This is a genomic window from Pseudomonas sp. Yb2C2, assembly GCF_052112325.1.
In the GTDB taxonomy this organism is placed as follows: domain Bacteria; phylum Pseudomonadota; class Gammaproteobacteria; order Pseudomonadales; family Pseudomonadaceae; genus Aquipseudomonas; species Aquipseudomonas marginalis.
This window is the reverse complement of sequence record NZ_JAVAJK010000004.1, coordinates 195654-221397: the sequence shown is the minus strand read 5'-3', so window position 1 is coordinate 221397 and position 25744 is coordinate 195654. Positions and strand designations below refer to the sequence as shown.

Genomic DNA, 25744 nt, shown 5'->3' with positions numbered 1-25744 from the left:
GCTCAAGTGCCGAGTGGTCCTTCAAGGATGCGCAATTAACGCGTAACCTGCCATAAATTCTAGATTAAACGTTTCAGCCAGCGTATTTTTACGACGTTAGCCACTGAGTGCCTACTGCCAATTGACTACTCAGTCAGCTGTCCCGGAACACCATTACACTGTTTTATTCAAAACAATACCTAGTGCGTCCATCGCACTAACTAGGAGAACGGCATGCTTGAGCTCACTGTAGAGCAGATTTCCATGGGCCAGGTGGCTGTGGATAAATCTGCTGCCCTGCACCTGCTCGCTGACAAACTGGTGGCTGATGGGCTGGTCGCCGAGGGGTATCTCAGCGGCTTGCAAGCCCGTGAAGCCCAAGGCTCGACCTTTCTTGGCCAAGGTATTGCCATCCCCCATGGCACCCCCGAAACCCGCGACCAGGTGTTTTCCACTGGCGTGCGCCTGTTGCAGTTCCCCGAAGGCGTGGACTGGGGCGATGGGCAGATTGTGTACCTGGCCATTGGTATTGCCGCCAAATCCGACGAACACCTGCGCCTGCTGCAACTGCTCACCCGCGCCCTCGGTGAAACCGACCTGGGCCAGGCGCTGCGTCGCGCCGGCACGGCTGAAGCCTTGCTGAAACTGCTGCAGGGCGCACCCCAGGAGCTGGCGCTGGACGCGCAGATGATCAGCCTGGGCGTGTCTGCCGATGACTTCGAAGAGCTTGTCTGGAGAGGCGCACGCCTGCTGCGCCAGGCCGATTGCGTCAGCAATGGGTTTGCCGCAGTGCTGCAACAGGTCGATGCGTTGCCCCTGGGTGATGGCCTGTGGTGGCTGCACAGCGAGCAGACGGTCAAGCGCCCGGGCCTGGCGTTTGTTACGCCCGACAAGCCCATGCGCTATCTCGGCCAGCCCCTTAACGGCCTGTTCTGCCTGGCCAGCCTGGGTGAAGCCCATCAGGCCTTGCTTGAACGCTTGTGCGCCTTGTTGATTGAAGGCCGTGGCCAGGAATTGGGGCGCGCCACCAGCAGCCGCGCGGTGCTCGAAGTGCTCGGCGGTGAGCTGCCACCTGACTGGCCCAGCGCCCGCATCACCCTGGCTAACGCCCACGGCCTGCACGCACGGCCGGCGAAGATCCTCGCGCAATTGGCCAAAAGTTTTGAAGGCGACATCCGCGTGCGCATCGTTGACGGCCCGGTAGGCGCCGTGTCGGTGAAGAGCCTGAGCAAGCTGCTGAGCCTTGGCGCCCGGCGTGGCCAGGTGCTGGAATTTGTTGCTGAACCGACGATTGCCGGCGATGCGTTGCCCGCGCTGCTGGCCGCCGTCGAAGAGGGCCTGGGCGAAGAGGTCGAGCCACTGCCGACCGTGAGCGCACAGCCCGAAGCCCTTGATATTGCGCCAGTGATCAGCGCGCCACAGGCCGGCAGCCAGCTCCAGGCCATCGCCGCGGCGCCGGGCATTGCCATTGGCCCTGCACATATCCAGATTCAACAGGTGTTCGATTACCCCTTGCGCGGCGAGTCCTCGGCCATTGAGCGCCAGCGCCTGCAAGATGCCCTGGCCGATGTGCGCCGGGATATCCAGGGCCTGATCGAACGCAGCCAGGCCAAAGCCATCCGCGAGATTTTCATCACCCACCAGGAAATGCTCGACGACCCGGAACTCACCGACGAAGTCGACACCCGTCTCAAGCAAGGTGAAAGCGCACAAGCGGCGTGGATGAGCGTGATCGAAGCCGCCGCCAAGCAGCAGGAATCGTTGCAGGATGCCTTGCTTGCCGAGCGCGCCGCCGACCTGCGCGACATCGGTCGCCGGGTGCTGGCGCAATTGTGCGGCGTTGAAACCGCCCAGGAACCGAGCGAGGCCTACATCCTGGTGATGGACGAAGTCGGCCCTTCCGACGTCGCGCGCCTGGACCCGGCCCGCGTCGCCGGCATCCTCACCGCCCGCGGCGGCGCGACGGCCCACAGCGCTATTGTCGCGCGGGCCCTCGGTATTCCCGCGTTGGTCGGTGCCGGCCCGGCGGTATTGCTGCTGGCCGCCGGCACGCCGTTGTTGCTGGATGGCCAGCGCGGTCGCCTGCATGTAGACCCCGATGCAGCCACCCTGCAACGTGCCACCGTCGAGCGCGATACCCGTGAGCAACGCTTGCAGGCCGCCTCGGCCCAGCGCCACGAACCGGCGCTGACCCGTGATGGTCACGCCGTGGAAGTGTTCGCCAATATCGGCGAAAGCGCCGGTGTGGCCAGCGCCGTGGAGCAGGGCGCCGAAGGCATTGGTTTGCTGCGCACCGAACTGATTTTCATGGCCCACCCCCAAGCCCCGGACGAAGCCACCCAGGAAGCCGAGTACCGCCGTGTGCTCGACGGCCTCGGTGGCCGCCCGCTGGTGGTGCGCACCCTCGATGTGGGCGGCGACAAACCGCTGCCGTATTGGCCGATTGCCGAGGAAGAAAACCCCTTCCTCGGCGTACGCGGTATTCGCCTGACCCTGCAACGCCCGCAGATCATGGAAGCGCAATTGCGCGCACTGCTGCGCTCGGCGGATAACCGCCCGTTGCGCATCATGTTCCCCATGGTCGGCAGCGTGGATGAATGGCGTGCCGCCCGCGACATGACCGAACGCCTGCGCCTGGAAATCCCGGTGGCCGACCTGCAACTGGGGATCATGATCGAAGTGCCGTCCGCCGCACTGTTGGCGCCGGTGCTGGCCAAGGAAGTGGACTTCTTCAGTGTCGGCACCAACGACCTGACCCAGTACACCCTGGCCATCGACCGTGGCCACCCGACCTTGTCGGCCCAGGCCGATGGCCTGCACCCGGCGGTATTGCAACTGATCGACATCACCGTGCGTGCGGCCCATGCCCATGGCAAATGGGTCGGCGTGTGCGGCGAACTGGCGGCGGACCCGCTGGCGGTGCCGGTGCTGGTCGGCCTGGGTGTGGATGAGTTGAGCGTGTCGGCCCGCAGCATTCCCGAAGTGAAGGCGCGGGTGCGTGAATTCAGTCTGAGCGAGGCCCAGGGCCTGGCGCAAAAAGCACTGGCGGTGGGTTCGCCCGCCGAAGTGCGTGCCCTTGTGGAGGCCGTGTAGATGGCAAGGATTCTGACCCTGACGCTGAACCCGGCGTTGGACCTGACGGTACGCCTGGCGCGCCTGGAACCGGGTGAAGTCAACCGCAGCGAAACCCTGCTCACCCATGCCGCCGGCAAGGGCGTGAATGTGGCGCAAGTCTTGGCCGACCTGGGCCATCAAGTGACCGTGGGCGGTTTTCTCGGCGAGGACAATCCCCAAGCCTTCGAGGCGCTGATTGCACAACGTGGTTTTGCCGACGCGTTTATCCGCGTGCCCGGCGAAACCCGCAGCAATATCAAGATTGCCGAGCAAAACGGCCGGGTCACCGACATCAATGCGCCGGGGCCGTTGGTCAGTGAGCAGGCGCAGCAAGCGTTGCTCGACCAATTGACGCGCATTGCGCCGGGCCATGATGCGGTGGTCGTCGCCGGCAGCTTGCCGTGTGGCGTCAGCCCGCAGTGGTTGCAGGGGCTGTTGGAACACCTGAAGCGTCTGGGCTTGAAAGTCGCCCTGGACACCAGCGGCGAGGCGCTGCGTGCCGGTCTCAAGGCGGCCCCGTGGTTGATCAAACCCAATACCGAAGAGCTCGCCGATGCCCTGGGCAATGCCACCAACGTCATCAGCCAACTGCATCAGCAGGGTGTTGAACATGTGGTCGTCTCCGACGGTGCCGCGGGCGTGAGCTGGTACAGCCGGGCCACCACCCTGCATGCCACGCCGCCCAAGGTGACGGTGGCCAGTACGGTAGGTGCCGGCGATTCGCTGCTGGCCGGGATGCTCCATGGTTTGCTTGAGTCTGAAGCGCCTGAACAAACCCTGCGTCGCGCCACGGCAATTGCCGCCATGGCGGTGACACAGATCGGTTTCGGCATCCGCGACGCCGCGCAGTTGGCGCGTCTTGAAAGCGGCGTCGCTGTACGCCCGCTGACAGAACAATAAGAGGGATTGTCATGAAGTTAGCCATTGTTACTGCCTGCCCCAACGGCATGGTCACCAGTGTGCTGTGCGCCCGCTTGTTGGACGCCGCCGCTCAACGCCAGGGCTGGAGCACCAGCGTCGAGGTGGTGGATGTACAGCGCCCGGAGCGCCAGTTGTCCCAGGCCACCATCGACGCCGCCGAATGGGTGTTGCTGGTCAGCAGCACGGCGGTGGATATGCAGCGGTTTGTCGGCAAGCGGGTGTTCCAGAGCACACCGGCCCAGGCGCTGGCGGATGTCGAGGCGGTGTTGCGCCGGGGCGCTGAAGAAGCCCAAGAGTATGTCGTCAGCCAGGCAGCGGCTGCGTCGAAGCATGCCCCGCGCATCGTCGCGATTACCGCATGCCCGACCGGCGTGGCCCATACCTTCATGGCCGCCGAAGCCTTGCAACAGACCGCCAAGCGCCTGGGCTATGACTTGCAGGTCGAGACCCAGGGCTCGGTCGGTGCGCGTACGCCGTTGAGCCCCGAGGCCATCGCCAATGCCGACGTGGTGCTGCTGGCGGCCGACATCGAAGTGGCCACCGAGCGTTTCGCCGGCAAGAAGATCTACCGTTGCGGCACCGGTATTGCGCTCAAGCAATCCGAGGCCATCCTCAACAAGGCCCTGGCCGAAGGCGCGGTGGAAAGTGCGGGCAGCGGTGCCGTGGCCAAGAAAGAAAAAACCGGCGTCTACAAACACCTGCTGACCGGTGTGTCGTTCATGTTGCCGATGGTGGTGGCGGGCGGTTTGCTGATCGCCTTGTCATTCGTGTTCGGCATCCATGCGTTTGAGCAGGAAGGCACGTTGGCGGCCGCGCTGAAAACCGTCGGCGACCGCGCCTTTATGCTGATGGTGCCGTTGCTGGCGGGTTACATCGCTTACTCGATTGCCGACCGTCCGGGCATTGCCCCCGGCATGATTGGTGGCCTGCTGGCGGGTACGCTGGGGGCCGGTTTTATCGGCGGGATCTTCGCCGGGTTTCTCGCCGGTTATTGCGTCAAGCTGATCACCCGTGTGGTGAAGTTGCCGCAGAGCCTGGAAGCACTCAAGCCGATCCTGATCATTCCGCTGCTGGCAAGCCTGTTCACGGGCCTGGCGATGATCTACCTGGTGGGACCGCCGGTGGCGCGCATGCTCACGGGCCTGACCGATTTTCTCGCGACCATGGGCACCACCAATGCGGTGCTGCTGGGCATCCTGTTGGGCGGCATGATGTGTGTCGACCTGGGCGGGCCGATCAACAAGGCGGCGTATGCGTTTTCCGTCGGCTTGCTGGCGGCACAGAGCGGCGCACCGATGGCCGCGACCATGGCGGCGGGCATGGTGCCGCCAATCGGCATGGGCATCGCCACGTTCCTGGCGCGACGCAAGTTCGCCCAGACCGAACGCGAGGCCGGCAAGGCCGCGATGATCCTGGGCATGTGCTTTATCTCCGAGGGCGCGATCCCGTTTGCCGCCAAGGACCCGCTGCGCGTGATCCCGGCCAGCATCGCCGGTGGCGCGTTGACCGGGGCGCTGTCGATGTACTTCGGCTGCAAACTGGCGGCGCCCCACGGCGGCCTGTTTGTGCTGGTGATCCCGAATGCGATGAACCATGCGCTGCTGTACCTGCTGGCAATCGTTGCCGGTAGCCTGCTGACCGGTTTGGTGTATGCGCTGATCAAGCGTCCGGAAGTGGTGGAGCTTGCTGTCGCACCGGTGTCATAAGCGCATGCTTTAGTGGCCCTTTTGATACTCAAGAGGGCACCTGCATGAGCCACTTCGATCTCGGCCGTCGCCGTGTGATGCAAGCCGTCGGCGCCGGTCTGCTGCTGCCGGGCCTGGCCCCGGCGGTGATCGCGTCGATCAAGGACCGGCCGCAACTCACCGACGGCGTGCAGTCCGGCGACCTGCTCGGTGATCGCGCGATGATCTGGAGCCGCAGCGACCGCCCGGCGCGCATGGTGGTGGAGTGGGACACCCGCAGCGTGTTCAGCAACCCGCGCAAATTCGTCTCGTCCCTGGCCGACAACCGCACCGACTTTACCGCCCGCGTCGAACTCACCGGGCTGCCCGCCGACCAGGCGATTTTCTACCGCGTGCACTTTGAGGACGCCCAGACCGGCGTCGCCAGCGAGCCGTGGTTCGGCCACCTGCGCAGCGTGCCGCAACAACGCCGCGACATCCGGTTTGTGTGGAGCGGCGACACCGTCGGCCAAGGCTTTGGCATCAACCCGGACATCGGCGGTATGCGCATCTACGAAGCCATGCGCCTGCGCCTGCCGGACTTCTTTATCCACAGCGGCGACACCATCTACGCCGACGGCCCGGTGCCCGCGCAGTTGCCCACCGAGGGCGGGCGCATCTGGCGCAATATCACCACCGAAGCCAAGAGCAAGGTCGCCGAAACCCTCGACGAGTATCGCGGCAACTACCGCTACAACCTGCTGGACGAAAACGTGCGTCGCTTCAATGCCGAGGTGCCGCAGATCTGGCAGTGGGATGACCATGAAGTGGTGAATAACTGGTCGCCCGGCAAGCAACTTGACGAGCGCTACCAGACCAAGGACATCAACACCTTGGTGAGCCGCGCACGCCAGGCCTGGCTTGAGTATTCACCCATGCGCCGGCAAAGCGCAGACGGCGGCGGGCGGATTTATCGCACGCTCAGTTATGGCCCGTTGCTGGATGTATTCGTGCTCGACATGCGCAGCTATCGCGGCCCCAACGATGACAACCTGGGCGGTGAAAAACCCTTCCTCGGCCGCGAGCAGTTGGACTGGCTCAAGCGCGAACTCAAGGTCTCCCAGGCGCAGTGGAAGGTGATCGCCGCCGACATGCCCATCGGCCTCGGCGTGCCCGACGGCGAAGTCAGCCCCGGCGTGCCGCGCTGGGAAGCCATCGCCAATAATGATCCAGGCCCGGCGCAAGGCCGCGAGCTGGAAATCGCCGAATTACTCGGCTTTCTGCGCGCGCAAAAGGTACGCAACCATGTGTGGTTGACGGCGGATGTGCATTACTGCGCGGCCCATCACTACCACCCGGATCGGGCGGCGTTCCAGGATTTCGAGCCGTTCTGGGAGTTTGTCGCCGGGCCTCTGAATGCGGGCAGCTTCGGTCCGAATCCCTTGGATAAAACCTTTGGCCCTGAGGTGGTGTTCGAGAAGGCCCCGCCTGCGCAGAACACCTCGCCGTTTGCCGGGTTTCAGTTTTTTGGCGAAGTGCAGATTGACGGGCAGACAGCGGAGTTGACCGTGATTTTGCGCGACCTGGATGGGGTCTCGGTATTCGAACAGAAGCTGCAACCGGTCTGACCTGAAATGCAATGCAAATGTGGGAGGGGGCTTGTCCTAATGCCAGTCAGTTAAGGAGGAACACTGTAACTGTGGTGAGCGGGCTTGCCCCGCGTTGGGCTGCGCAGCAGCCCCAAAACACAGCCCCGGACCTGCCTGGCACACTGCAGCGCTCTTATTGGGGCTGCTGCGCAGCCCAACGCGGGCGGTGCGACGATTCGACAAGCCCGCTCGCCACAGGTTACTGTTTGCCCGTTCTATCTCTTAACTGATCGGCATTAGGACAAGCCCCCTCCCACATTGGATCACATCAGTAGACATCCCGGCGGTAGCGCCCCTGTTCGATCAAGCGCTCCACTGCTTCACTCCCGAGGATGTCGACCAGCGCCTGGTCCACGCCCGTCGCCATCCCCTGCAAGCTGCCGCACACATAAATCGCCGCGCCGTCCGCGAGCCATTTACGCAGGACATCGGCGGATTCACGCAGGCGATCCTGCACGTAGATTTTCTCCTCCTGATCCCGGGAAAACGCCAGGTCCAGCAGGGCCAGGTCACCACTGGCCAGCCAGCCTTGCAGCTCGTCCCGGCACAGGTAGTCGTGGGCGATGGTGCGTTCGCCGAACAGCAGCCAGTTGCGCTGCTGGCCATCGGCAATGCGCGCCTTGAGCAAGCTGCGCAAACCGGCCAGGCCGGTGCCGTTACCCAGCAGGATCAATGGCACCGGCGCCTCCGGCAGGTGGAAGCCACTGTTACGGCGCAAGCGCAGGCTGATCGCCGAACCAATGGCCGCATGCTCGGTGAGCCAGCCCGAGCCCACACCCAGGCTGCCGTCGGGGTGGCGTTCCTGGCGCACGATCAATTCCAGCAAGCCGTCGCTGGCGATCGAGGCGATGGAGTATTCGCGCATGCCCAGGGGCGCGAGCGCGTTCACCAGCGCTTGAGCGTGCAGGCCGACCAGGTGCGCCCGGTTGTCCGGCAGTTGGCGGGTCGCAAGGGCCTGGTTGAGTGTGTGTGGCAGGCCGTCGATCAGCACGCCGTCGGTGCCGATCAGCCCCAGGCCTTCGAGGAAGTGCTCGATGGCCCACGGGCAATTGCGCGGCAGGATTTCCACCAGGTCGCCGGCCAGCCAGTTTTGTTTCGATGGCGATGTGAGGCCCAGCAGGTAGACGTCCGAGCTGGCGCTGCCGGGGTTGAGCAGGGTGCGCTGGCTCAGCGTCCAGTTTTCATACTGGGCGGTCGGCCAGGCGGCGGCGGGTGCCTGGCCCGTCAGCTGTCCAAGCTGTTGTTGCCAGTGCAGCAGGGCGGCACTGTCGCCGCTGTCCACTTCCACCGGCGCGAACAGTGGGTTACCGCCCTGGTGGGTCAGCCAGAAATGCAGGCGCCGGGCAAAGCCACAGAAGTGTTGGTACTGGCGATCACCCAGGGCCAGTACCGAGTAGTTCAGGCCTTTGAGTGACAGATCCTGGCCGAGCACGCTGCGCTCGAAACTGCGGGCGCTGTCGGGCGCTTCGCCGTCGCCGAAGGTGCTGACTACGAACAGCGCATTTTCCGACTGGCGCAAGTCGTCCTGGCTGACACTGCCCAGAGGCTGCACCTTCACCGGCAGGCCGGCCGCCTGCAATTGCCCGGCGGTCTGCCAGGCCAGTTGCTCGGCAAACCCGCTCTGGCTGGCAAAGCCGATCAGCCAGGCCGGGGCATCACTGTGGTTGGCACTGAGGCCTTTGCGCGCGTCGCGCACCTGGCGCTTTTTGCGGCGACGGTCCAGGTACAGCAGCCAGCCGGTGATGAAGAACAGCGGCATGAGCAGCGAGCTGACAGTGAGGATAATGCGCCCCGCCAGGCCGAAATAACTGCCGGTGTGCAGCGCGTAGATGCTGGTGAGTAACTGCGACTTGAAAGTTTTGCCGGCGTACGTGTCATGGGATTTGACCTCGCCGGTGGCCGGGTCCAGGTTGATCTGGTTCAGTGCGCGGTCGTGGGGGGAGTCTTTGAGCAGGTAATAGACGATGGCGGGTTGCCCGGCGACGGCTGGCATGCGGATGTTATAGGCACTCAAGCCTGGGCCGGCGTTGCTGTAGATGCTGCTCCAGATCGCGTCGTAGTTGGCCACCGGTGCCGGGCCTGCGGGCGGTGGGCCGCGCTTGCGCATCCGTTCATTCTGCGGCGCGTCGGACAGCAGTTTGGTCAGGCCCTGGCTGTACCAGTCGTAGGACCAGGACAGGCCGGTCAGCGCCGCCAGCAGGTAGGCCAGCAGGCACCAGGTGCCGAACACCGAATGCAAATCCCAGTTGAAGCTGCGGCCCTTTTTGCGCCAGTCCAGCGTCAGCCAGGCACGCCAGTTGGCGACCTGGCGCGGCCAGCGCAGGTACAGGCCGGACAGGCAGAAGAACACCAGGATCAGCGTGCAGGCGCCGGTGAGCTGCCGGCCGGTTTCGCCCATGGCCAGGAAACGGTGCAGTTGCAGGATAAAGCCGAGTACATCCTGGCCGACCGCGTCGCCCATGTAGTCGCCGGTGTAGGGGTCGAAATAGCGCATCTGGCCACGGCGCTCGCCCGGCGGCGGGGTGAAGAACACGCGGGCGGCATTGCCGCTTTCGCTTTCCACCCACAGCATGGACACGGCCTTGCCTTCGGTGGCTTCCAGCTTGCGCACCAGCTCGGCGGGCGGCAGCACGCCGGCTTCGCGTTTCTCCACGCTCAACACGCTCGGGTTGAGCGCCCGCAGAATCTCATCCTGAAACGAGACCGCAGCCCCGGTGATCCCCATCAAGGCCAGCACCAGCCCGGCAGTGATGCCGAAGAACCAGTGCAACTGGAACAGGGTTTTCTTCAACACGTCGGACCGCCTCGTCTATCTGAATATGTAGGGCACGGCGCGCATTATGCCGTGGGTTGTCGAGAAACATTCTGTTTGACATGCAAAAGCCCCACGCATCCGATGCGTGGGGCTTTGTGGGCTGCTGACCGTTTAGAAGTGGAAGCTTGTGGACAGCAGCGCCGTGCGGCCCGCCGCCTGGTTGGCGAAGTGCGAGGCGTAGGCTTTGTCGTAATAGGTCTTGTCTGTCAGGTTCTGCACGTTCAATTGCAGGTCGACGTTTTTGCTCAGCTTATAGCTGGCCATGGCGTCGTAGCGGGTGTAGGAGGGCACATACACGGTGTTGGCCGCATCGCCGTAAACCTGATCGACGTAGAACGCGCCACCGCCGATGGTCAGCTTCGGGGTCACGTTATAGGTGGTCCACAGGCTGAACGAGTTCTCCGGCGTGTTGGGCATTTGGTTGCCTTTGTTGGAACCGGCCTGGACGACGCCCTGGCGGTTGCCGTTTTTGCCTGGGTCAACCAGTTCGGCTTTCAGGTAGCTGTAGCCGGCGAATACTTGCCACTGTTCGGTGATCTTGCCGCTGGCGGACAGTTCCAGGCCATCGACCCGCGACTCGCCTGCCGTTTCGTAGGTGTTGGAGTCCACCAGGATGCGGGTGTTTTTCTTCTCGGTACGGAACACTGCGGCAGACAGGGACAGACGGTTGTGGAACAGGTCCCACTTGGTGCCCAGCTCGTAGTTGACGGTTTCTTCGGGCTTGAGGTCGCTGGTGTTGATGCCGGTAGGAATCGCATTGCTGTCGACTCCTTCGCCCACCAGTCCACCTGCCGGTGAGGCCGAGGTCGCGTAGGAGGTGTAGATGCTGCCGTTCTCCAAAGGCTTCCAGACCAGGCCGGCCTGCCAGTTGAAGAACTGGCTGTCGTCCTTGACCTTGCTGCGCGCCCTGACCGTCGAGGTTGGTACGGCGTTGGTGTTGGCTTCGGTGTCGAAGGTGTCGTAGCGCAGGCCGACGTTCAGCAGCCATTTCGGATCGAGTTCGATGGTGTCGAAGACGTAGGCGGCACGGCTGGTGGCCTTGGTGTTGGTGCCGTTGTAATTGCGCGCGATGCTGCCGGTCCAGGCGTCGTCCGGATTCGGGTTGCTCAGCGAGGTGCACTGTCCACCGCGGCCGCCGCCGGCCACGGTGCACGTCGGGTTGCTGTTCGGTGTGACGGTGTAACCGCTGACGCGGGTTTCTTCGCCGGTGAATTCCAGGCCGGTGGAGTAGCTGTGCTTGAAGCCAAGCGCCTGGAAATTGCCGAACAGATCTGTCTGGTTGGTGGTGGTCGTGGTGGTGGAGACGCGAGTGTTCGCGCGACGCCACACGGTGCCGAAACGGTTGACGTTGCGTTGGCTATCGTCCGGCTGCGTGAGCACGTAGTCCTGGCCGGTGCTGCCATGGCGCAGGGTGTTTTTCAGCGTCATGTCGTCGTTCAGGTCGTGCTCGATGGAGAACGTGCTGATGTCCGCGCGGGTCTTGCGGAAGTCGCGGTCCTTGAGACCGTAGAAGTTATTGCTGTCGCCGCCGTCGGTGGGTTTGTCGTGCACGTGAGTGGTGGCGGTCGAAGAGCTGTAGCCATACGGAATGCCCGAGTCCGGCAGGTCATTGCTTTCCATATGGTAGTAGCTGAGGTTGACGCGGGTCGGCGTGCCCAGGCCGAAGGTCAGCGATGGGGCCACGCCCCAGCGGTCGTAATTGACCGCGTCACGGCCAGCCACGTTCTGTTCGTGGCTCATCAGGTTCAGGCGGAACGCGGCGCTGTCGTCGAGGAACTGACGGTTCACGTCGAGTATATAGCGGCGGGTCTGGTCGGAACCGTAAGTGAAGCCGCCGTTGGTGAAGTCCCGGGCTTGCGGGGTCTTGCTCACCAGGTTGAGGCTGCCACCGGCCGAGCCACGACCGCCGAAGGAGGAGTTCGGGCCTTTGCTGACTTCGATGGACTCGATGTCGAAAATCTCACGGCTCTGGCCGCCGGTGTCGCGCACGCCGTCCAGGTAGGTGTCGCCCTGGGCGTCGAAACCACGGATGAATGGACGGTCGCCCTGCGGGTTGCCGCCTTCGCCGGCGCCGAAGGTAATCCCCGGTACGGTGCGCAGGGCATCCTGCAGCGAGGTGGCGGCGGTGTCCTTGAGGACTTGTTGTGGCACCACGGTCACCGAGCGCGGCGTGTCCACCAACGGCGCGGTGTATTTTTGCGACGAGGCTTTTTCGACCTGGTACGCGGTGTTGTCCTGTTCTTCGCCGGTGATGCTGGTGGCGCCGAGGGCGATGCTGTTGCGCTGGCCTTTTTGTTCAGTGTCTTCGGCCGCCTGCGCCAGATGGGCGACAGAGCTGGCGCTGAGCGCAACGCCGATGGCCGAAGCCAGCATACGGGGTGAGCCAACAGGTGTTTTTGTGGTGGTGCGCGACATGACGTGTCCTTTCCCCAAGGAGGTGAGGCGGCGGAATATAGGGCGAACAAGACTTTCTATCAATTGCGATACATTACTATTCGCACTGAATTTACATTCTTTACACTTTTGCCTTACGGTTTTTACGTTCTCGTTCGTCTCCGGCGTTTTACAGGGAGGATAAGAATCAATACCATTGGCGCCTCTTTGCCTACAGGTATTGCCCCATGCTGCTGCACATTCCCGGCCTGTTCTCTCGCGAGGAAGTGCAGCGCATCCGCCACGCCCTGGAAACCGCCGATTGGGCCGATGGCAAAATCACCGCCGGGCACCAGTCCGCCAAAGCCAAGCACAACCTGCAATTGCCCGAAGGCCACCCGCTGGCCAAGGAGATCGGCGCGGCAATGCTCGAACGGTTGTGGAAAAATCCTCTGTTTATGTCAGCGGCGTTACCGCACAAGGTCTTCCCGCCGCTGCTCAATTGCTACACGGCTGGTGGCAGCTTCGATTTCCATATCGACAATGCCGTGCGCCAGGCCAGGGGCAGCCATGAACGGGTGCGCACGGACCTGTCGTCCACGCTGTTCTTCAGCGACCCGGACGACTATGACGGCGGCGAACTGGAGATCCAGGACACTTTCGGCCTGCAGCGCGTGAAGTTGCCGGCCGGCGATATGGTGCTGTATCCAGGCTCCAGCCTGCACAAAGTCAACGCCGTGACCCGAGGTGCGCGCTATGCCGCGTTTTTCTGGACCCAAAGCCTGGTGCGTGAAGACAGCCAGCGTACGCTGCTGTTCGAGATGGACGGCGCCATCCAGCAATTGAGCCGTGATGTCCCCGACCACCCAGGGCTGATCCAGCTCACCGGCACCTATCACAACCTGTTGCGTCGCTGGGTCGAGGTCTGACATGGGCTTTTTATTGCGCCGCGAAGAAGTGCTCAACGTTGAGCAATTGCAGGGCATGCTCGACGACTCGCCGGTGCGCGCGGCCCAGGCGATTCTGATCGCGGCCAAGGAGGGCGTGGTGGATGCCCAGGCCTTGCTCGGGCAAATCCTGCTGGAAGGCCGCGGTATTGCGCGCGACGAAGCGCTGGCGCTGCGGTGGTTCCAGATTGCGGCGCGGGGCGGGCATTTAATGGCGCGCAATATGGCCGGGCGTTGCCTTGAGCATGGCTGGGGGTGTGCCATCGACGAAGCGGCGGCTGCGCGGGAATATCGTTTGGCGGCAGACGCGGGATTGGATTGGGGCCAGTACAACTATGCCAATCTGCTGGCGACGGGCCGGGGTGTTGCCGAGAACCCGCAGCACGCGCTGGCCCTGTATCGGCAAGCCGCAGAACAGGGGCATGCCAAGTCGATGAACCTGCTGGGGCGCTACCTGGAAGACGCTCAGGTTTGCCCGAGGGACCTGGAGGCGGCTGTGGAGTGGTATCGACGCTCAGCCGAGGCCGGGGATTTTCGCGGGCAGTTCAGTTACGCGGCGGTGTTGGCCGACAGGGGCCAGGTCGAGGCGGCGCTGGAGTGGTTGCGCAAGGCGCTGGCGGGCGGAAATCTCAAGTTCCTGCGAACAGCCCACAAGGCCTTGGCGGCGGCGAGTGATCCGCGGGTTCGAGCGCTGGCCGAGGCCTTCCGCCAACGGGCCGCGAGCCTTGCCTGAGGCATAAAAAAACCCATGACATGTCATGGGCTTCTTGTGTGCGGCCGTCTTACACGTAGAACGACTTCAACGGCGGAAAGCCATTGAACTCAACCGCGCTGTAGCTGGTGGTATAGGCACCGGTCGACAGCCAGTACAAGCGATCACCGATCGCCAGGTTCAGCGGCAGGCCGTACTTGTAGTTTTCGTACATGATGTCGGCGCTGTCGCAGGTCGGGCCGGCGATGACCACTTCTTCCATCTCGCCTTTCTTCTCGGTCCAGATCGGGAACTTGATGGCTTCGTCCATGGTTTCGATCAGGCCGGAGAACTTGCCCACATCCGTGTACACCCAACGCTCGACGGCGGTACGGGATTTACGTGCAACCAATACCACTTCACTGACCAGGATGCCGGCGTTGGCGATCAGCGAACGGCCTGGCTCGAGGATGATTTCCGGCAGGTCATCGCCGAAGTCTTCCTTGAGGAAGCGGATGATTTCTTCGGCGTAGGTTTCCAGGCTGTTGGTGCGGGTGATGTAGTTGGCCGGGAAGCCGCCGCCCATGTTGATCAGCTTGAGGTGGATGCCGTCTTCTTCCTTCAGGCGCTCGAAGATCACCTTGACCTTGGCGATTGCCGCGTCCCACACGCTGATGTCGCGTTGCTGCGAGCCAACGTGGAACGAAATGCCGTAGGGCACCAGGCCGAGGTCACGAGCGAGGATCAGCAGGTCCATGGCCATGTCGGTCTGGCAGCCGAATTTGCGCGACAGAGGCCAGTCAGCCGTGGTCGAGCCTTCGGTGAGGATACGTACATACACTTTCGACCCCGGCGCGGCCTTGGCGATATTGCGCAGGTCGGCTTCGGAGTCGGTGGAGAACAGGCGCACGCCCTTCTCGTAGAAGTAGCGGATGTCCTTGGATTTCTTGATGGTGTTGCCGTAGCTGATACGGTCGGCGCTGACGCCGCGGTCCATGACCTTGTCCAGCTCGTAGATCGAGGCGATATCGAAGCTCGAGCCTTTGTCTTTCAACAGGTCGATGATCTCGACGGCCGGGTTGGCCTTGACCGCGTAATACACCTTGGCGAATTCGAAACCGGCGCGCAGGTCATCGTAGGCCTGGCTGATCATCGCGGTGTCGATCACCACGAACGGGGTTTCCTGTTTGTCGGCGAACGCCTTCATTTTGTCAAAAGTGGCGCGCGCGAAATAATCTTCGACGTTGATCGACATGCTGGGAACTCCTAAGGGCAAACTAAATTGATCAATGGGTGCAAATGAACGTCCTCCGTATCCCCACTTTGGTTCGCCTACTTCCCAAGGCATGTCGCCGAAAGCAAAAAGGCCATGGGAATAGTCGCTTCCCTTGGCCTTGCTGTCTCGTCGTCAGTACTTGAGCCGGATGGATCGTTTCCAGCATGGACGTTCGGCGCGAACTTTAGGACGTGAGGGGCCATAGATCAACTAAAAATGTCGCGTTTTTGCACGCGTTCGTCGCGCGATGGCGTGCAGCTACTTATGTAACCGACAGGTGTGACGGATTGATGTTCCCCTCTGAGTGGTAATCGAGGCGATTTCCCTGACTCACCGAAGGGGAAATGTGGGAGGGGGCTTGCTCCCGATGGCGGTGTGTCAGTCACTTCATCTGTCACTGATCTACCGCTATCGGGAGCAAGCCCCCTCCCACATTTTTTACCGCGTTGTGTCAGGCCAGTGCGGTCTCGGCAGGCGACACGATGCTGGTCTTGCCTCCACGGGACTTACCGGAACTCAGGTACTCGGCAATCGACTCCTGGGTCACTTCACCCAGGAACACCCGTTCCGCATCCATCACCGGCAACCACGAGCGGTTGAACTCGTACATGCGCGACAACAGGATGCGCAAATGCTCGTCATACGCCGCCGTGGCGTTGAACTCGCGCAGGTACTGGCCGCAAGTGCCGGTCTGACGGTGCAGGTCGCGACGTCGTACATAGCCCAGCGCTTTGTTCTCGGCACAGGTGACGACCACATAACGGCGGTCGGTTTCGTCCATCAGCTCCAGGGCCTCGGCCACCGGAGTCTCTGGGCTCACCGATGGGGCGTTGTCCGCCGCATCTTCAGCCTTCACCAGCAACAGGCGCTTGAGGGTGCTGTCCTGGCCCACGAAGTTGCTGACGAACTCGTCGGCCGGATGGGCCAGCAGGGTGTCCGGGTGGTCGATCTGCAGCAGCTTGCCAGCGCGGAAGATGGCGATCTTGTCACCCAGCTTGATGGCTTCGTCGATGTCGTGGCTGACCATGATCACGGTCTTGTTCAGCGCACGTTGCATCTCGAAGAACTCGTTCTGGATCATCTCGCGGTTGATCGGGTCGACCGCGCCGAACGGCTCATCCATCAGCAGCAGCGGGGCGTCGGCCGCCAGTGCGCGGATCACACCGATACGCTGCTGCTGGCCGCCGGACAATTCACGCGGGTAGCGGTGCAGATACTGCTTGGGTTCCAGCTTGATCATGCTCATCAACTCGCGGGCGCGGTCGTGGCATTTCTGCTTGTCCCAGCCCAGCAGCTTGGGAACGACCACGATATTTTCCTCGATGGTCATGTTCGGGAACAGGCCGATCTGCTGGATCACGTAGCCGATGTTGCGACGCAAGGTCACTTCATCGAGGTCGGTGGTGTCTTCGCCGTTGATCAGGATCTTGCCCGAGGTCGGCTTGATCAGGCGGTTGATCATTTTCAGCGTGGTGCTCTTGCCGCAGCCCGAAGGGCCGAGGAATACGCAAATCTCGCCTTCGTTGACGGTCAGGCTTACGTCGTTCACGGCCGAAACAGTTTTGCCGTTGCTTTGAAAAGTCTTGGTCAGGTTTTGAAGTTCGATCATTTGAGCAGTCCTTTTGGAGTCAGCGAGCGTTGCAGCCATTGCAGAAGCAGGTCGGCGAAGATGGCCAGGAGACTGACCAGCACGGCGCCAACGATCAGCATCGACATGTCGCTGCGGCTGATGGAAGCCAGAATAAGTACACCCAGGCCACCGGCACCGATGGTGGCGGCGATGGTCATAACGCCGATGTTCATCACCACGGCGGTACGCACACCGGCGAGGATCACCGGCACGGCGATGGGCAACTCGACCATGCGCAGGCGCTGGCCGAAGGTCATGCCGATGCCTTTGGCGGCTTCGCGAATACCCGGTTCAACGCCGGTGAGGGCCAGGTAGGTGTTACGCATGATCGGCAGCAGGGAGTAGAGGAACACGGCGGTGATCGCCGGCATCGGCCCCAGGCCCTGGCCGAATTTTGAGTAGAACGGCAGCAGCAGGCCGAACAGGGCGATGGACGGTACGGTCAGCAGCACCGTGGCGCTGGCTTGCAGGGGGCCGGCGAGGGTCGGGAAGCGGGTCATCAGCACGCCGAGGGGCACGCCGACGACAATCGCCAGGATGACCGCGATACCGACTAGGGTGATGTGCTGCCAGGTCAGGTGCAGGACCTGGGCCCAATCAAGATGGGAAAAGGCGTTCAGGAATTCCATGTCTTCTCCTTCTTAGTTGATCGGATGTTGGCGCAGGAAATCGGCGGCAACAGCGGAGGGGCTTTCATGGTCGACGTCGACCCGCGCGTTCAGCTGACGCATGGTTTCGTCGTCGAACAGATTGGCCAGCGGCTTGAGCTCAGCAGCCAATTGCGGGTGCTTGTCGAGGTATTCCTGACGTACCACCGGCGCGGCGGTGTAGTCCGGGAAGTAGTGCATGTCATCCGCCAGCAGCTTGAGCTTGAAGGCGTTCAGACGACCGTCAGTGGTGTAGACCAGGCCCGCAAACACCTGGCCATTACGCAGGGCGGTGTAGACCAGACCGGCGTCCATCTGCCGGGTGTTTTTGCGCGTGAGGTTCATGTCGTACAGCTTGACCATGCCGGCCAGGCCGTCGGAGCGGTTGGCGAACTCGGTGTCCAGGGCCACCAGGCGGTGTTCCTTGGTATCTGCCGCCATGGCCTTGGTGAGGTCGCTGATGCTGTTGATCTCGGGATGTTCTTCAGCGACTTTCTCCGGCAGTGCCAGGGCGTAGGTGTTACTGAAGCGCGACGGCGACAGCCAGACCAGGCCTTTTTTCGCGTCGAGTTCTTTCACTCGGGCGTAGGACTGTTCGCTGTCGAGCTTCTCATCGACATGGTTGTAGGCCACGAGCGACACGCCGGTGTATTCCCAGATCAGGTCCAGTTGCCCGCTTTCCTGGGCACTGCGCGCCAGGTTGCTGCCCAGGCCGCCGGTCACCCGGGTGTCATAGCCCTTGGTGCGCAGGTACTGGGAGGTGATTTCGGCCAGCAGGGTCTGTTCGGTGAACACCCGCGCGCCAATGCGGATCACGGGTTTTTCGGCAGCTTGCGCAAAACCTGCAAACAGCAGGACGCAGCTCAGTATCAAGGTGATTTTTTTCATGTGTATTCCTTTGCCAAGCCTTAAGACGGACGCAACCCGCGTTCCAGCCAGAGGCGGCTGGCCATGGTCACCAGGCCGTCGAGCAGCAACGCCAGCAACGCGGTGCATGCGGCACCCAGCAGCAATTGCGGCTGATTGTTCAGGGCGATGCCGGGGAAAATCAGGCTGCCCAGGCTGTTGGCACCAATCAGGAACGCCAGCGGCGCGGTACCCACGTTGATCGCCAGGGCCACGCGCACACCGCCGATGATGATCGGCACGGCGTTGGGCAATTCGACGCGAAACAGCACCTGGCGCGGGGTCATGCCGATGCCGGTGGCGGCTTCTTTCAGCGAGCCTTGAACGTTTTTGAGGCCTTCGTAGGTGTTGCGCACGATGGGCAACAAGGAGGCGAGGAACAGCGCGAAGATGGCCGGGCCACTGCCGATGCCGAGGACGCCGAGGGCGATGGCCAGTACGGCCAGGGGCGGGACGGTGTTGCCGATGTTGAAGATCTGCATGAAGCGTTCTGCGCGCCCGACCATGTTTGGTCGGCTAAGCAGGATACCGGCGGGGATGCCCACGACGAGGGCGGCCAGCATGGAGACTAGAACCAGGATCAAATGAGCTTGCAGGTAAAACAACAAATCGTCGCGGTACAGTTCGATCGTGTTGATGCCGATCCAGTGGACCAGCAGGGCCAGGAGAGCGACGACAACCACTCCTCCTATCAGCCCTTTGCCATAGCGAATAGCCACAGGCGGACTCCTTTTTTCTTTTGTCGGCGAACACATTTCCGAGCGGCAGTGCCGTTCCTGGCTGTCGGCAAATGTGGTCGCGAAAAGCAGCTCGCCAATACCGGCAACGCGGTATCAAATCGAGCCATGAGCGCAGCCTCGTCAGGCTAACTTGCTGATTTATCAGCCCCTGTTACGAGTGCGGTAGCAGGGGAGTGGACGTCTCTACCTTTTAAAAGGTTCCATACTTGGCAGCATTTAGCCACCCCCAATGGGGTGAACGGTGGTCCGGCACCTGCGGTTTGCGCTATACTCGCCGCCCTTTTTTGACTCACCTGCCAGGCGATTTCCCATGACCCACCAGGCCGCCGAAGTCGCGAAACGCCGCACTTTCGCCATTATTTCCCACCCCGATGCCGGTAAAACCACCATCACCGAGAAGCTCCTGCTGATGGGCAAGGCGATCGCAGTGGCCGGCACGGTGAAATCGCGCAAATCCGACCGCCATGCCACCTCCGACTGGATGGAAATGGAAAAACAACGGGGTATTTCCATTACCACGTCGGTCATGCAGTTCCCGTATCGCGACCACATGGTCAACCTGCTCGACACTCCGGGCCACGAAGACTTCTCCGAAGACACCTACCGCACCCTGACTGCGGTGGACTCGGCACTGATGGTCCTCGACGGCGGTAAAGGCGTCGAGCCACGTACCATTGCGCTGATGGACGTATGCCGGCTGCGTGATACGCCGATTGTCAGCTTCATCAACAAACTCGACCGTGATATCCGCGACCCGATCGAATTGCTGGATGAAATCGAAGCCGTCCTGAAGATCAAGGCTGCGCCGATCACCTGGCCGATCGGTTGCTATCGCGACTTCAAGGGCGTGTACCACCTGGCCGATGACTACATCATTGTCTACACCGCCGGCCATGGTCACGAACGTACCGATGTGAAAATCATCGAGAAGCTCGACTCCGACGAAGCCCGCGCCCACCTGGGTGACGAGTACGACCGCTTTGTCGACCAACTGGAACTGGTGCAGGGCGCCTGTCACGAGTTCAACCAGCAGGAATTCCTCGACGGCCAGCTGACCCCGGTGTTCTTCGGGACCGCCCTGGGCAACTTCGGTGTCGACCATGTGCTCGACGCTGTCGTGAACTGGGCGCCAAAGCCCCTTGCCCGTGTCGCCAACGAGCGCACCGTGGAACCGGTGGAAGAAAAATTCACCGGCTTCGTGTTCAAGATCCAGGCGAACATGGACCCCAAGCACCGCGACCGTATTGCTTTCATGCGCATCTGCTCGGGCCGCTACGAAAAAGGCATGAAGATGCGCCACGTGCGCACCGGCAAGGACGTGCGCATCGGCGACGCCCTGACGTTCTTCTCCTCCGAGCGTGAACAGCTCGAAGAAGCCTACGCCGGCGACATCATCGGCCTGCACAACCACGGCACCATCCAGATCGGCGACACCTTCACCGAAGGCGAAGCGCTGGGCTTCACCGGTATCCCGCACTTCGCCCCGGAACTGTTCCGCCGCGTGCGCCTGCGTGACCCGCTGAAATCCAAGCAATTGCGCCAAGGCCTGCAGCAACTGGCGGAAGAGGGCGCCACCCAGGTGTTCTTCCCCGAGCGCAGCAACGACATCATCCTCGGCGCCGTGGGTGTGCTGCAGTTCGATGTGGTCGCCAGCCGCTTGAAAGAGGAATACAAGGTCGAATGCTCCTACGAGCCGATCACCGTGTACTCCGCGCGCTGGATCGATTGCAGCGATAAGAAGAAGTTGGAAGAGTTCTCCAACAAGGCTGTGGAAAACCTTGCAGTCGACGGCGGTGGTCACCTGACCTACCTGGCCCCGACCCGGGTCAACCTGGCGCTGATGGAAGAGCGCTGGCCGGATGTGAAATTCCGCGCGACCCGCGAGCACCACTAAGGTCTGAGCGCCGAAAACAAAATGTGGTAGGGGGCTTGCCCCCTCCCCACATTTTTTCTCCACAAGGCGTTAGATTGGCGAGAACCCGGCATCGGGTCTAGCGTTTATCTACCGACTGCAAAGGAGATCACCGTGCGAAATGCTCAACGCGTCATTCCCCTGGTGTTGCTGGCCGTCCTGGGGCTGACGTCCCTTCCGGCACTGGCGGGCGCAGGAGCGCCGCAGTGGAAAGACACCGGCCCGGTCACCAAGAAAAAGCAGAACGAGGTCAACTCCGGCAGTTGGCAACCCCAGGCCCAGCCTGCGCCCAAGGAAGATGCAGAAAACCCCTATAACGAAGGGGAAGACAGCGAAACCTATGACGACGGCGACAGTTAACCGTGGCCAAAAGAAAGCCCCTCCCACCAAGCTGATGCGCAACCTGACGGGAAGGGCTGTAGAACGCTGTATCACTGCTTACACATTTTTAATCTGATGTTCCGTAGCAGCTGCCGAGCCTTGGCGAGGCTGCGTTCGCGGTGTGTCTGACATACCGCTGACGCAGCCTCGCCAAGGCTCGGCAGCTGCTACGTGGCAGATGTTTTACTCAAGCAACGAACTGCTCCGCGTAGTGGCAAGCCACCTGACGGTTATCCAGCGCGCGCAACTGCGGTTCCTCGCTGCTGCAACGTGCCGTCGCATACGGGCAACGCTTGTGGAACGCGCAGCCAGGCGGCGGGTTCAGTGGGTTGGGCAACTCGCCAACGATTTTGATCTTCGGTTTGTTCGGATCCGGATGAATGGTCGGGGTGGCCGAGAGGAGCGCCTGGGTGTACGGATGCAGGGGGCGGGCGTAGATGTCTTCCTTGGGGCCCACTTCCACCGGGCGACCGAGGTACATCACCATCACATCGTCGGCGACGTGCTGCACCACCGCCAGGTTGTGGGAGATGAACACGTAGGCGGTGTTGAATTCCTGCTGCAGGTCCATGAACAGGTTGAGCACCTGGGCCTGGATCGACACGTCCAGCGCCGAAGTGGGTTCATCCGCCACCAGCACTTTCGGTTGCAGCATCATTGCGCGCGCCAGGGCAATGCGCTGACGCTGGCCACCGGAGAACATGTGCGGGTAGCGCTGGTAATGCTCAGGGCGCAGGCCCACTTGCTTCATCATCGCCTGCACTTTCTCGCGGCGTTCGGCGGCGGACAGGTTGGTGTTGATCAGCAGCGGCTCGCCCAGTTGATCACCAACCTTCTGGCGTGGGTTCAACGAGGCATACGGGCTCTGGAACACCATCTGCACGTCTTTGCGCAATTGCTTGCGCTGGGCCTTGTCGGCACCGGCGACTTCCTGGCCGGCGATTTTCAACGAGCCCGAGGATGGCTCTTCAATCAGCGTCAGCGCACGGGCCAGGGTGGATTTGCCGCAACCTGACTCGCCTACAACCGCGAGGGTCTTGCCGGCTTCCAGTTCAAACGACACACCATTAAGCGCGCGTACCAGCGCATGGCCCTTGAACAGGCCACGGGATACTTCGTAATGCCGGGTCAGGTCGCGGGCAGTAAGAACGACGGCCATTACGCCACCTCCTGGTTCAAGGGGTAGAAGCAGCGCGCAAGGCTGTTGCTTTTCGGATCAAGGCCGGGCCGCTGGGCACGGCAGCTTTCCTGCACATACGGGCAGCGTGGCGACAGCAGGCAACCCTGCGGGCGGTCATAGCGGCCGGGCACGATACCCGGCAGCGTGGCCAGGCGCGTGGCGCCGAGGCTGTGCTCGGGGATCGCCTTGAGCAGCGCTTCGCTGTACGGGTGCGCCGGGATATCGAACAACTGCGGCACCTGGCCGACTTCCACGGCTTGTCCGGCGTACATCACGCACACGCGCTGGGCGGTTTCAGCCACCACTGCCAGGTCGTGGGTGATCAGTACCAGGCCCATGTTCTGCTCTTTTTGCAGGGCCAGGAGCAGGTCCATGATCTGCGCTTGAATGGTGACGTCCAATGCCGTGGTCGGTTCGTCGGCGATCAGCAACTTCGGCTCGCCGGCAATCGCCATGGCGATTGCCACACGCTGGCTCATACCGCCGGACAACTGGTGCGGGTAGGCGTCCATACGGCTGGCGGCGCCTGGGATCTCGACTTTTTCCAACAGCTCGATGGCGCGCTTGCGGGCTTGCTTGCCGGACATTTTCAGGTGCAGGCGCAGCACTTCTTCGATCTGGAAACCCACGGTGTAGCTAGGGTTCAGCGCGGTCATCGGGTCCTGGAACACCATCGCCAGGTCTTTGCCGACGATCTGGCGGCGCTGGCGGTTGCTCAGCTTGAGCATGTCCTTGCCGTCGAAGTTCAGGGCGTCGGCGGTTACGATGCCAGGGTGCTCGATCAGCCCCATCAGCGCCATCATGGTCACGGATTTACCCGAGCCCGACTCGCCAACGATGGCCAGGACTTCGCCCTTGTCGACGGCAATATCGAGGCCATCGACCACCGGCACGGCGGTCTTGTCGCCGAAGCGGACGTTGAGATTCTTGATTTCTAACAGTGACATGGGAATCTCCTCAGGCGGCGTTCTTGAGTTTCGGGTCCAGCGCGTCGCGCAGGCCGTCACCCATCAAGTTGATTGCCAGCACGCTGAGCAAAATGGTCAGGCCAGGCAGGCTCACCACCCACCAGGCGCGTTCGATGTAGTCACGGGCCGAAGCCAGCATGGTGCCCCACTCGGGGGTTGGCGGTTGTACGCCAAGGCCAAGGAAGCCCAGGGCCGCGGCATCGAGGATCGCCGAAGAGAAACTCAGGGTCGCCTGCACGATCAGCGGTGCCATGCAGTTAGGCAGCACGGTGATGAACATCAGGCGGGGCAGGCCGGCACCGGCGAGGCGGGCGGCAGTCACGTAGTCACGGTTCAGCTCGCCCATCACCGCAGCGCGGGTCAGACGTACGTAGGAAGGCAGCGACACGATGGCGATGGCGATCACGGTGTTGATCAGGCCAGGGCCGAGGATCGCGACAATGGCGACAGCCAGCAGCAGCGAGGGCAGGGCCAGCATGATGTCCATCAGGCGCATGATGGTCGGCCCAAGCAGGCGCGGGAAGAAACCGGCGAACAGACCCAGCAGGATGCCCGGGATCAGCGACATCACTACCGACGACAAGCCGATCAGCAACGAGAGGCGCGAGCCCTGGATCAGACGCGAGAGCAGGTCGCGGCCCAGTTCGTCGGTGCCGAGCAGGAACTGGATCTGCCCGCCTTCCAGCCACGACGGTGGGGTCAGCAGGAAATCGCGGTATTGCTCGCTCGGGTTATGCGGCGCTACCCAGGGGGCGAAGATCGCGCAGAACACGATCAGCAACATGAACAGCAGGCCGGCAACCGCGCCCTTGTTCTTGGAAAAGGCTTGCCAGAATTCTTTGTACGGCGACGGGTACAGCAGGCTTTGATCGACTGCTGACACTTGAGTAGGTGTGGTCATGGTCATGATCTCAGCGCTGGTGACGGATGCGTGGGTTGGCGAAGCCGTAGAGGATGTCCACCACGAAATTCACCAGGATCACCAGACAGGCGATCAGCAGGATGCCGTTTTGCACCACCGGGTAGTCCCGCGCGCCAATAGCTTCGATCAGCCATTTGCCGATGCCGGGCCACGAGAAGATGGTTTCGGTCAGGACCGCACCGGCCAGCAGGGTGCCGACTTGCAGGCCGACCACGGTGAGTACCGGGATCAACGCGTTACGCAGGCCGTGCACGAACACCACGCGCGCTGGCGACAGGCCTTTGGCCTTGGCGGTACGGATGTAGTCTTCGCGCAGCACCTCGAGCATGGATGAACGGGTCATCCGCGCGATCACTGCCAACGGGATGGTGCCGAGCACGATGGCCGGCAGGATCAGGTGGTGCAGCGCATCCCAGAACGCGTCCGGCTCGTCAGCCAGCAGGGTGTCGATCAGCATGAAGCCGGTGCGCGGCTCGATGTCGTAGAGCAGGTCTATTCGCCCGGAAACCGGGGTCCAGCCCAGGCTCACCGAGAAGAACATGATCAGGATCAGGCCCCACCAGAAGATCGGCATCGAATAGCCCGCCAGGGAGATGCCCATCACCCCATGGTCGAACAGGGATCCTCGCTTGAGTGCCGCGATCACCCCGGCCAACAGGCCCAGGATGCCGGCGAACAACAGGGCGGCCATGGACAGTTCCAGGGTCGCCGGGAAGAGGGCGGTGAACTCGGTCCACACGCTGGTGCGGGTACGCAGGGATTCGCCAAGGTCGCCGTGGGCGAGCTTGCCGACGTAGTCCAGGTATTGCGCGTACAGCGGCTTGTTAAGGCCAAGGCGTTCCATTGCCTGTGCGTGCATCTCGGGGTCGACGCGCCGCTCGCCCATCATGACTTCGACAGGGTCGCCAGGGATCATGCGTATCAACGCAAACGTGAGCAACGTGATGCCGAAAAACGTGGGGATCAATAACCCCAGTCGGCGGGCAATAAAACTAAACATCTTGTGGTGTACCTCAATCAGCCGGTTAG

At 62.3% G+C, this 25744-nt stretch carries 19 protein-coding genes; 8 read left to right on the top strand and 11 right to left on the bottom strand.

From position 1 onward, the window contains the following. Window positions 1-213: 213 nt before the first annotated feature. Genes ptsP through Q8X51_RS07250 form a run of 4 tightly spaced genes read left to right on the top strand, consistent with a single transcriptional unit; the run spans window position 214 to window position 7306 of the window. Complete coding sequence (ptsP, locus tag Q8X51_RS07265) at window positions 214-3072, top strand: phosphoenolpyruvate--protein phosphotransferase (protein WP_137212604.1); 2859 nt, start codon at window positions 214-216, stop codon at window positions 3070-3072. Further along, entirely contained in the window at window positions 3073-3993 is a 921-nt protein-coding gene (pfkB, locus tag Q8X51_RS07260; RefSeq protein ID WP_407693119.1) for a 1-phosphofructokinase, read from the top strand. 11 nt (window positions 3994-4004) lie between these two features. Then, the gene (locus Q8X51_RS07255; protein ID WP_323145749.1) at window positions 4005-5720 is read left to right on the top strand and encodes a PTS fructose-like transporter subunit IIB; all 1716 of its coding nucleotides are present in this window, start codon (window positions 4005-4007) and stop codon (window positions 5718-5720) included. Between the two features lie 44 nt (window positions 5721-5764). After that, window positions 5765-7306, top strand: a complete 1542-nt coding sequence (locus tag Q8X51_RS07250) for an alkaline phosphatase D family protein (protein WP_407693120.1) — start codon at window positions 5765-5767, stop codon at window positions 7304-7306. 289 nt (window positions 7307-7595) lie between these two features. Here Q8X51_RS07250 and Q8X51_RS07245 read toward each other — a convergent pair whose 3' ends face one another. After that, a complete protein-coding gene (locus Q8X51_RS07245) occupies window positions 7596-10121 on the bottom strand; it encodes a PepSY domain-containing protein (RefSeq protein ID WP_407693121.1) in 2526 nt (841 codons plus the stop codon). Between the two features lie 132 nt (window positions 10122-10253). After that, entirely contained in the window at window positions 10254-12557 is a 2304-nt protein-coding gene (locus tag Q8X51_RS07240) for a TonB-dependent receptor (protein WP_407693122.1), read from the bottom strand. A gap of 206 nt (window positions 12558-12763) precedes the next feature. Between Q8X51_RS07240 and Q8X51_RS07235 the strand changes: the two genes are divergently transcribed. Both Q8X51_RS07235 and Q8X51_RS07230 read left to right on the top strand, forming a co-directional pair. Next, entirely contained in the window at window positions 12764-13444 is a 681-nt protein-coding gene (locus tag Q8X51_RS07235) for a Fe2+-dependent dioxygenase (RefSeq protein ID WP_065947104.1), read from the top strand. Window position 13445: 1 nt separating this feature from the next. Further along, window positions 13446-14195: a tetratricopeptide repeat protein gene (locus Q8X51_RS07230; RefSeq protein WP_074843877.1), complete on the top strand. Its 750-nt coding sequence runs from the start codon at window positions 13446-13448 to the stop codon at window positions 14193-14195. A 49-nt stretch (window positions 14196-14244) separates the two neighbouring features. Here the strand turns inward: Q8X51_RS07230 and Q8X51_RS07225 are convergent, their stop codons facing one another. From Q8X51_RS07225 to Q8X51_RS07205, 5 genes are all read right to left on the bottom strand, one after another. After that, window positions 14245-15408 carry a type III PLP-dependent enzyme gene (locus tag Q8X51_RS07225; RefSeq protein ID WP_014716890.1) on the bottom strand — a complete coding sequence of 388 codons (1164 nt, stop codon included), beginning with the start codon at window positions 15406-15408 and terminating at the stop codon, window positions 14245-14247. A gap of 472 nt (window positions 15409-15880) precedes the next feature. Then, on the bottom strand, window positions 15881-17038 hold the full coding sequence (locus Q8X51_RS07220; RefSeq protein WP_053131666.1) for an osmoprotectant ABC transporter ATP-binding protein OsmV: 1158 nt from the start codon (window positions 17036-17038) through the stop codon (window positions 15881-15883). Beyond that, window positions 17035-17688, bottom strand: a complete 654-nt coding sequence (locus Q8X51_RS07215; RefSeq protein ID WP_027604864.1) for an ABC transporter permease — start codon at window positions 17686-17688, stop codon at window positions 17035-17037. The genes Q8X51_RS07220 and Q8X51_RS07215 overlap by 4 nt, the downstream gene beginning before the upstream one ends. Before the next feature lie 12 nt (window positions 17689-17700). Next, window positions 17701-18594, bottom strand: coding sequence for a glycine betaine ABC transporter substrate-binding protein (locus Q8X51_RS07210; protein ID WP_074843879.1), 894 nt, complete (start codon window positions 18592-18594; stop codon window positions 17701-17703). A gap of 20 nt (window positions 18595-18614) precedes the next feature. Next, the gene (locus Q8X51_RS07205) at window positions 18615-19367 is read right to left on the bottom strand and encodes an ABC transporter permease (protein WP_244653856.1); all 753 of its coding nucleotides are present in this window, start codon (window positions 19365-19367) and stop codon (window positions 18615-18617) included. Between the two features lie 295 nt (window positions 19368-19662). On the opposite strand from Q8X51_RS07205, the gene Q8X51_RS07200 reads away from it, so the two are divergent. Both Q8X51_RS07200 and Q8X51_RS07195 read left to right on the top strand, forming a co-directional pair. Further along, a complete protein-coding gene (locus Q8X51_RS07200; protein WP_137212595.1) occupies window positions 19663-21246 on the top strand; it encodes a peptide chain release factor 3 in 1584 nt (527 codons plus the stop codon). 132 nt (window positions 21247-21378) lie between these two features. Further along, window positions 21379-21624 carry a hypothetical protein gene (locus tag Q8X51_RS07195; protein ID WP_065924323.1) on the top strand — a complete coding sequence of 82 codons (246 nt, stop codon included), beginning with the start codon at window positions 21379-21381 and terminating at the stop codon, window positions 21622-21624. A gap of 208 nt (window positions 21625-21832) precedes the next feature. Here the strand turns inward: Q8X51_RS07195 and Q8X51_RS07190 are convergent, their stop codons facing one another. From Q8X51_RS07190 to Q8X51_RS07175, 4 genes are read right to left on the bottom strand one after another with little or no spacing between them, the layout of a single operon-like run. Next, window positions 21833-22804, bottom strand: a complete 972-nt coding sequence (locus Q8X51_RS07190) for a peptide ABC transporter ATP-binding protein (protein WP_017138288.1) — start codon at window positions 22802-22804, stop codon at window positions 21833-21835. Further along, a complete protein-coding gene (locus Q8X51_RS07185; protein WP_065938502.1) occupies window positions 22804-23772 on the bottom strand; it encodes an ABC transporter ATP-binding protein in 969 nt (322 codons plus the stop codon). Before Q8X51_RS07185 ends, Q8X51_RS07190 begins: the two co-directional genes overlap by 1 nt. Window positions 23773-23782: 10 nt before the next feature. Further along, entirely contained in the window at window positions 23783-24694 is a 912-nt protein-coding gene (locus Q8X51_RS07180; RefSeq protein WP_027604858.1) for an ABC transporter permease subunit, read from the bottom strand. Window positions 24695-24704: 10 nt separating this feature from the next. Further along, window positions 24705-25715, bottom strand: a complete 1011-nt coding sequence (locus Q8X51_RS07175; protein WP_003215992.1) for an ABC transporter permease subunit — start codon at window positions 25713-25715, stop codon at window positions 24705-24707. Window positions 25716-25744: the final 29 nt, after the last annotated feature.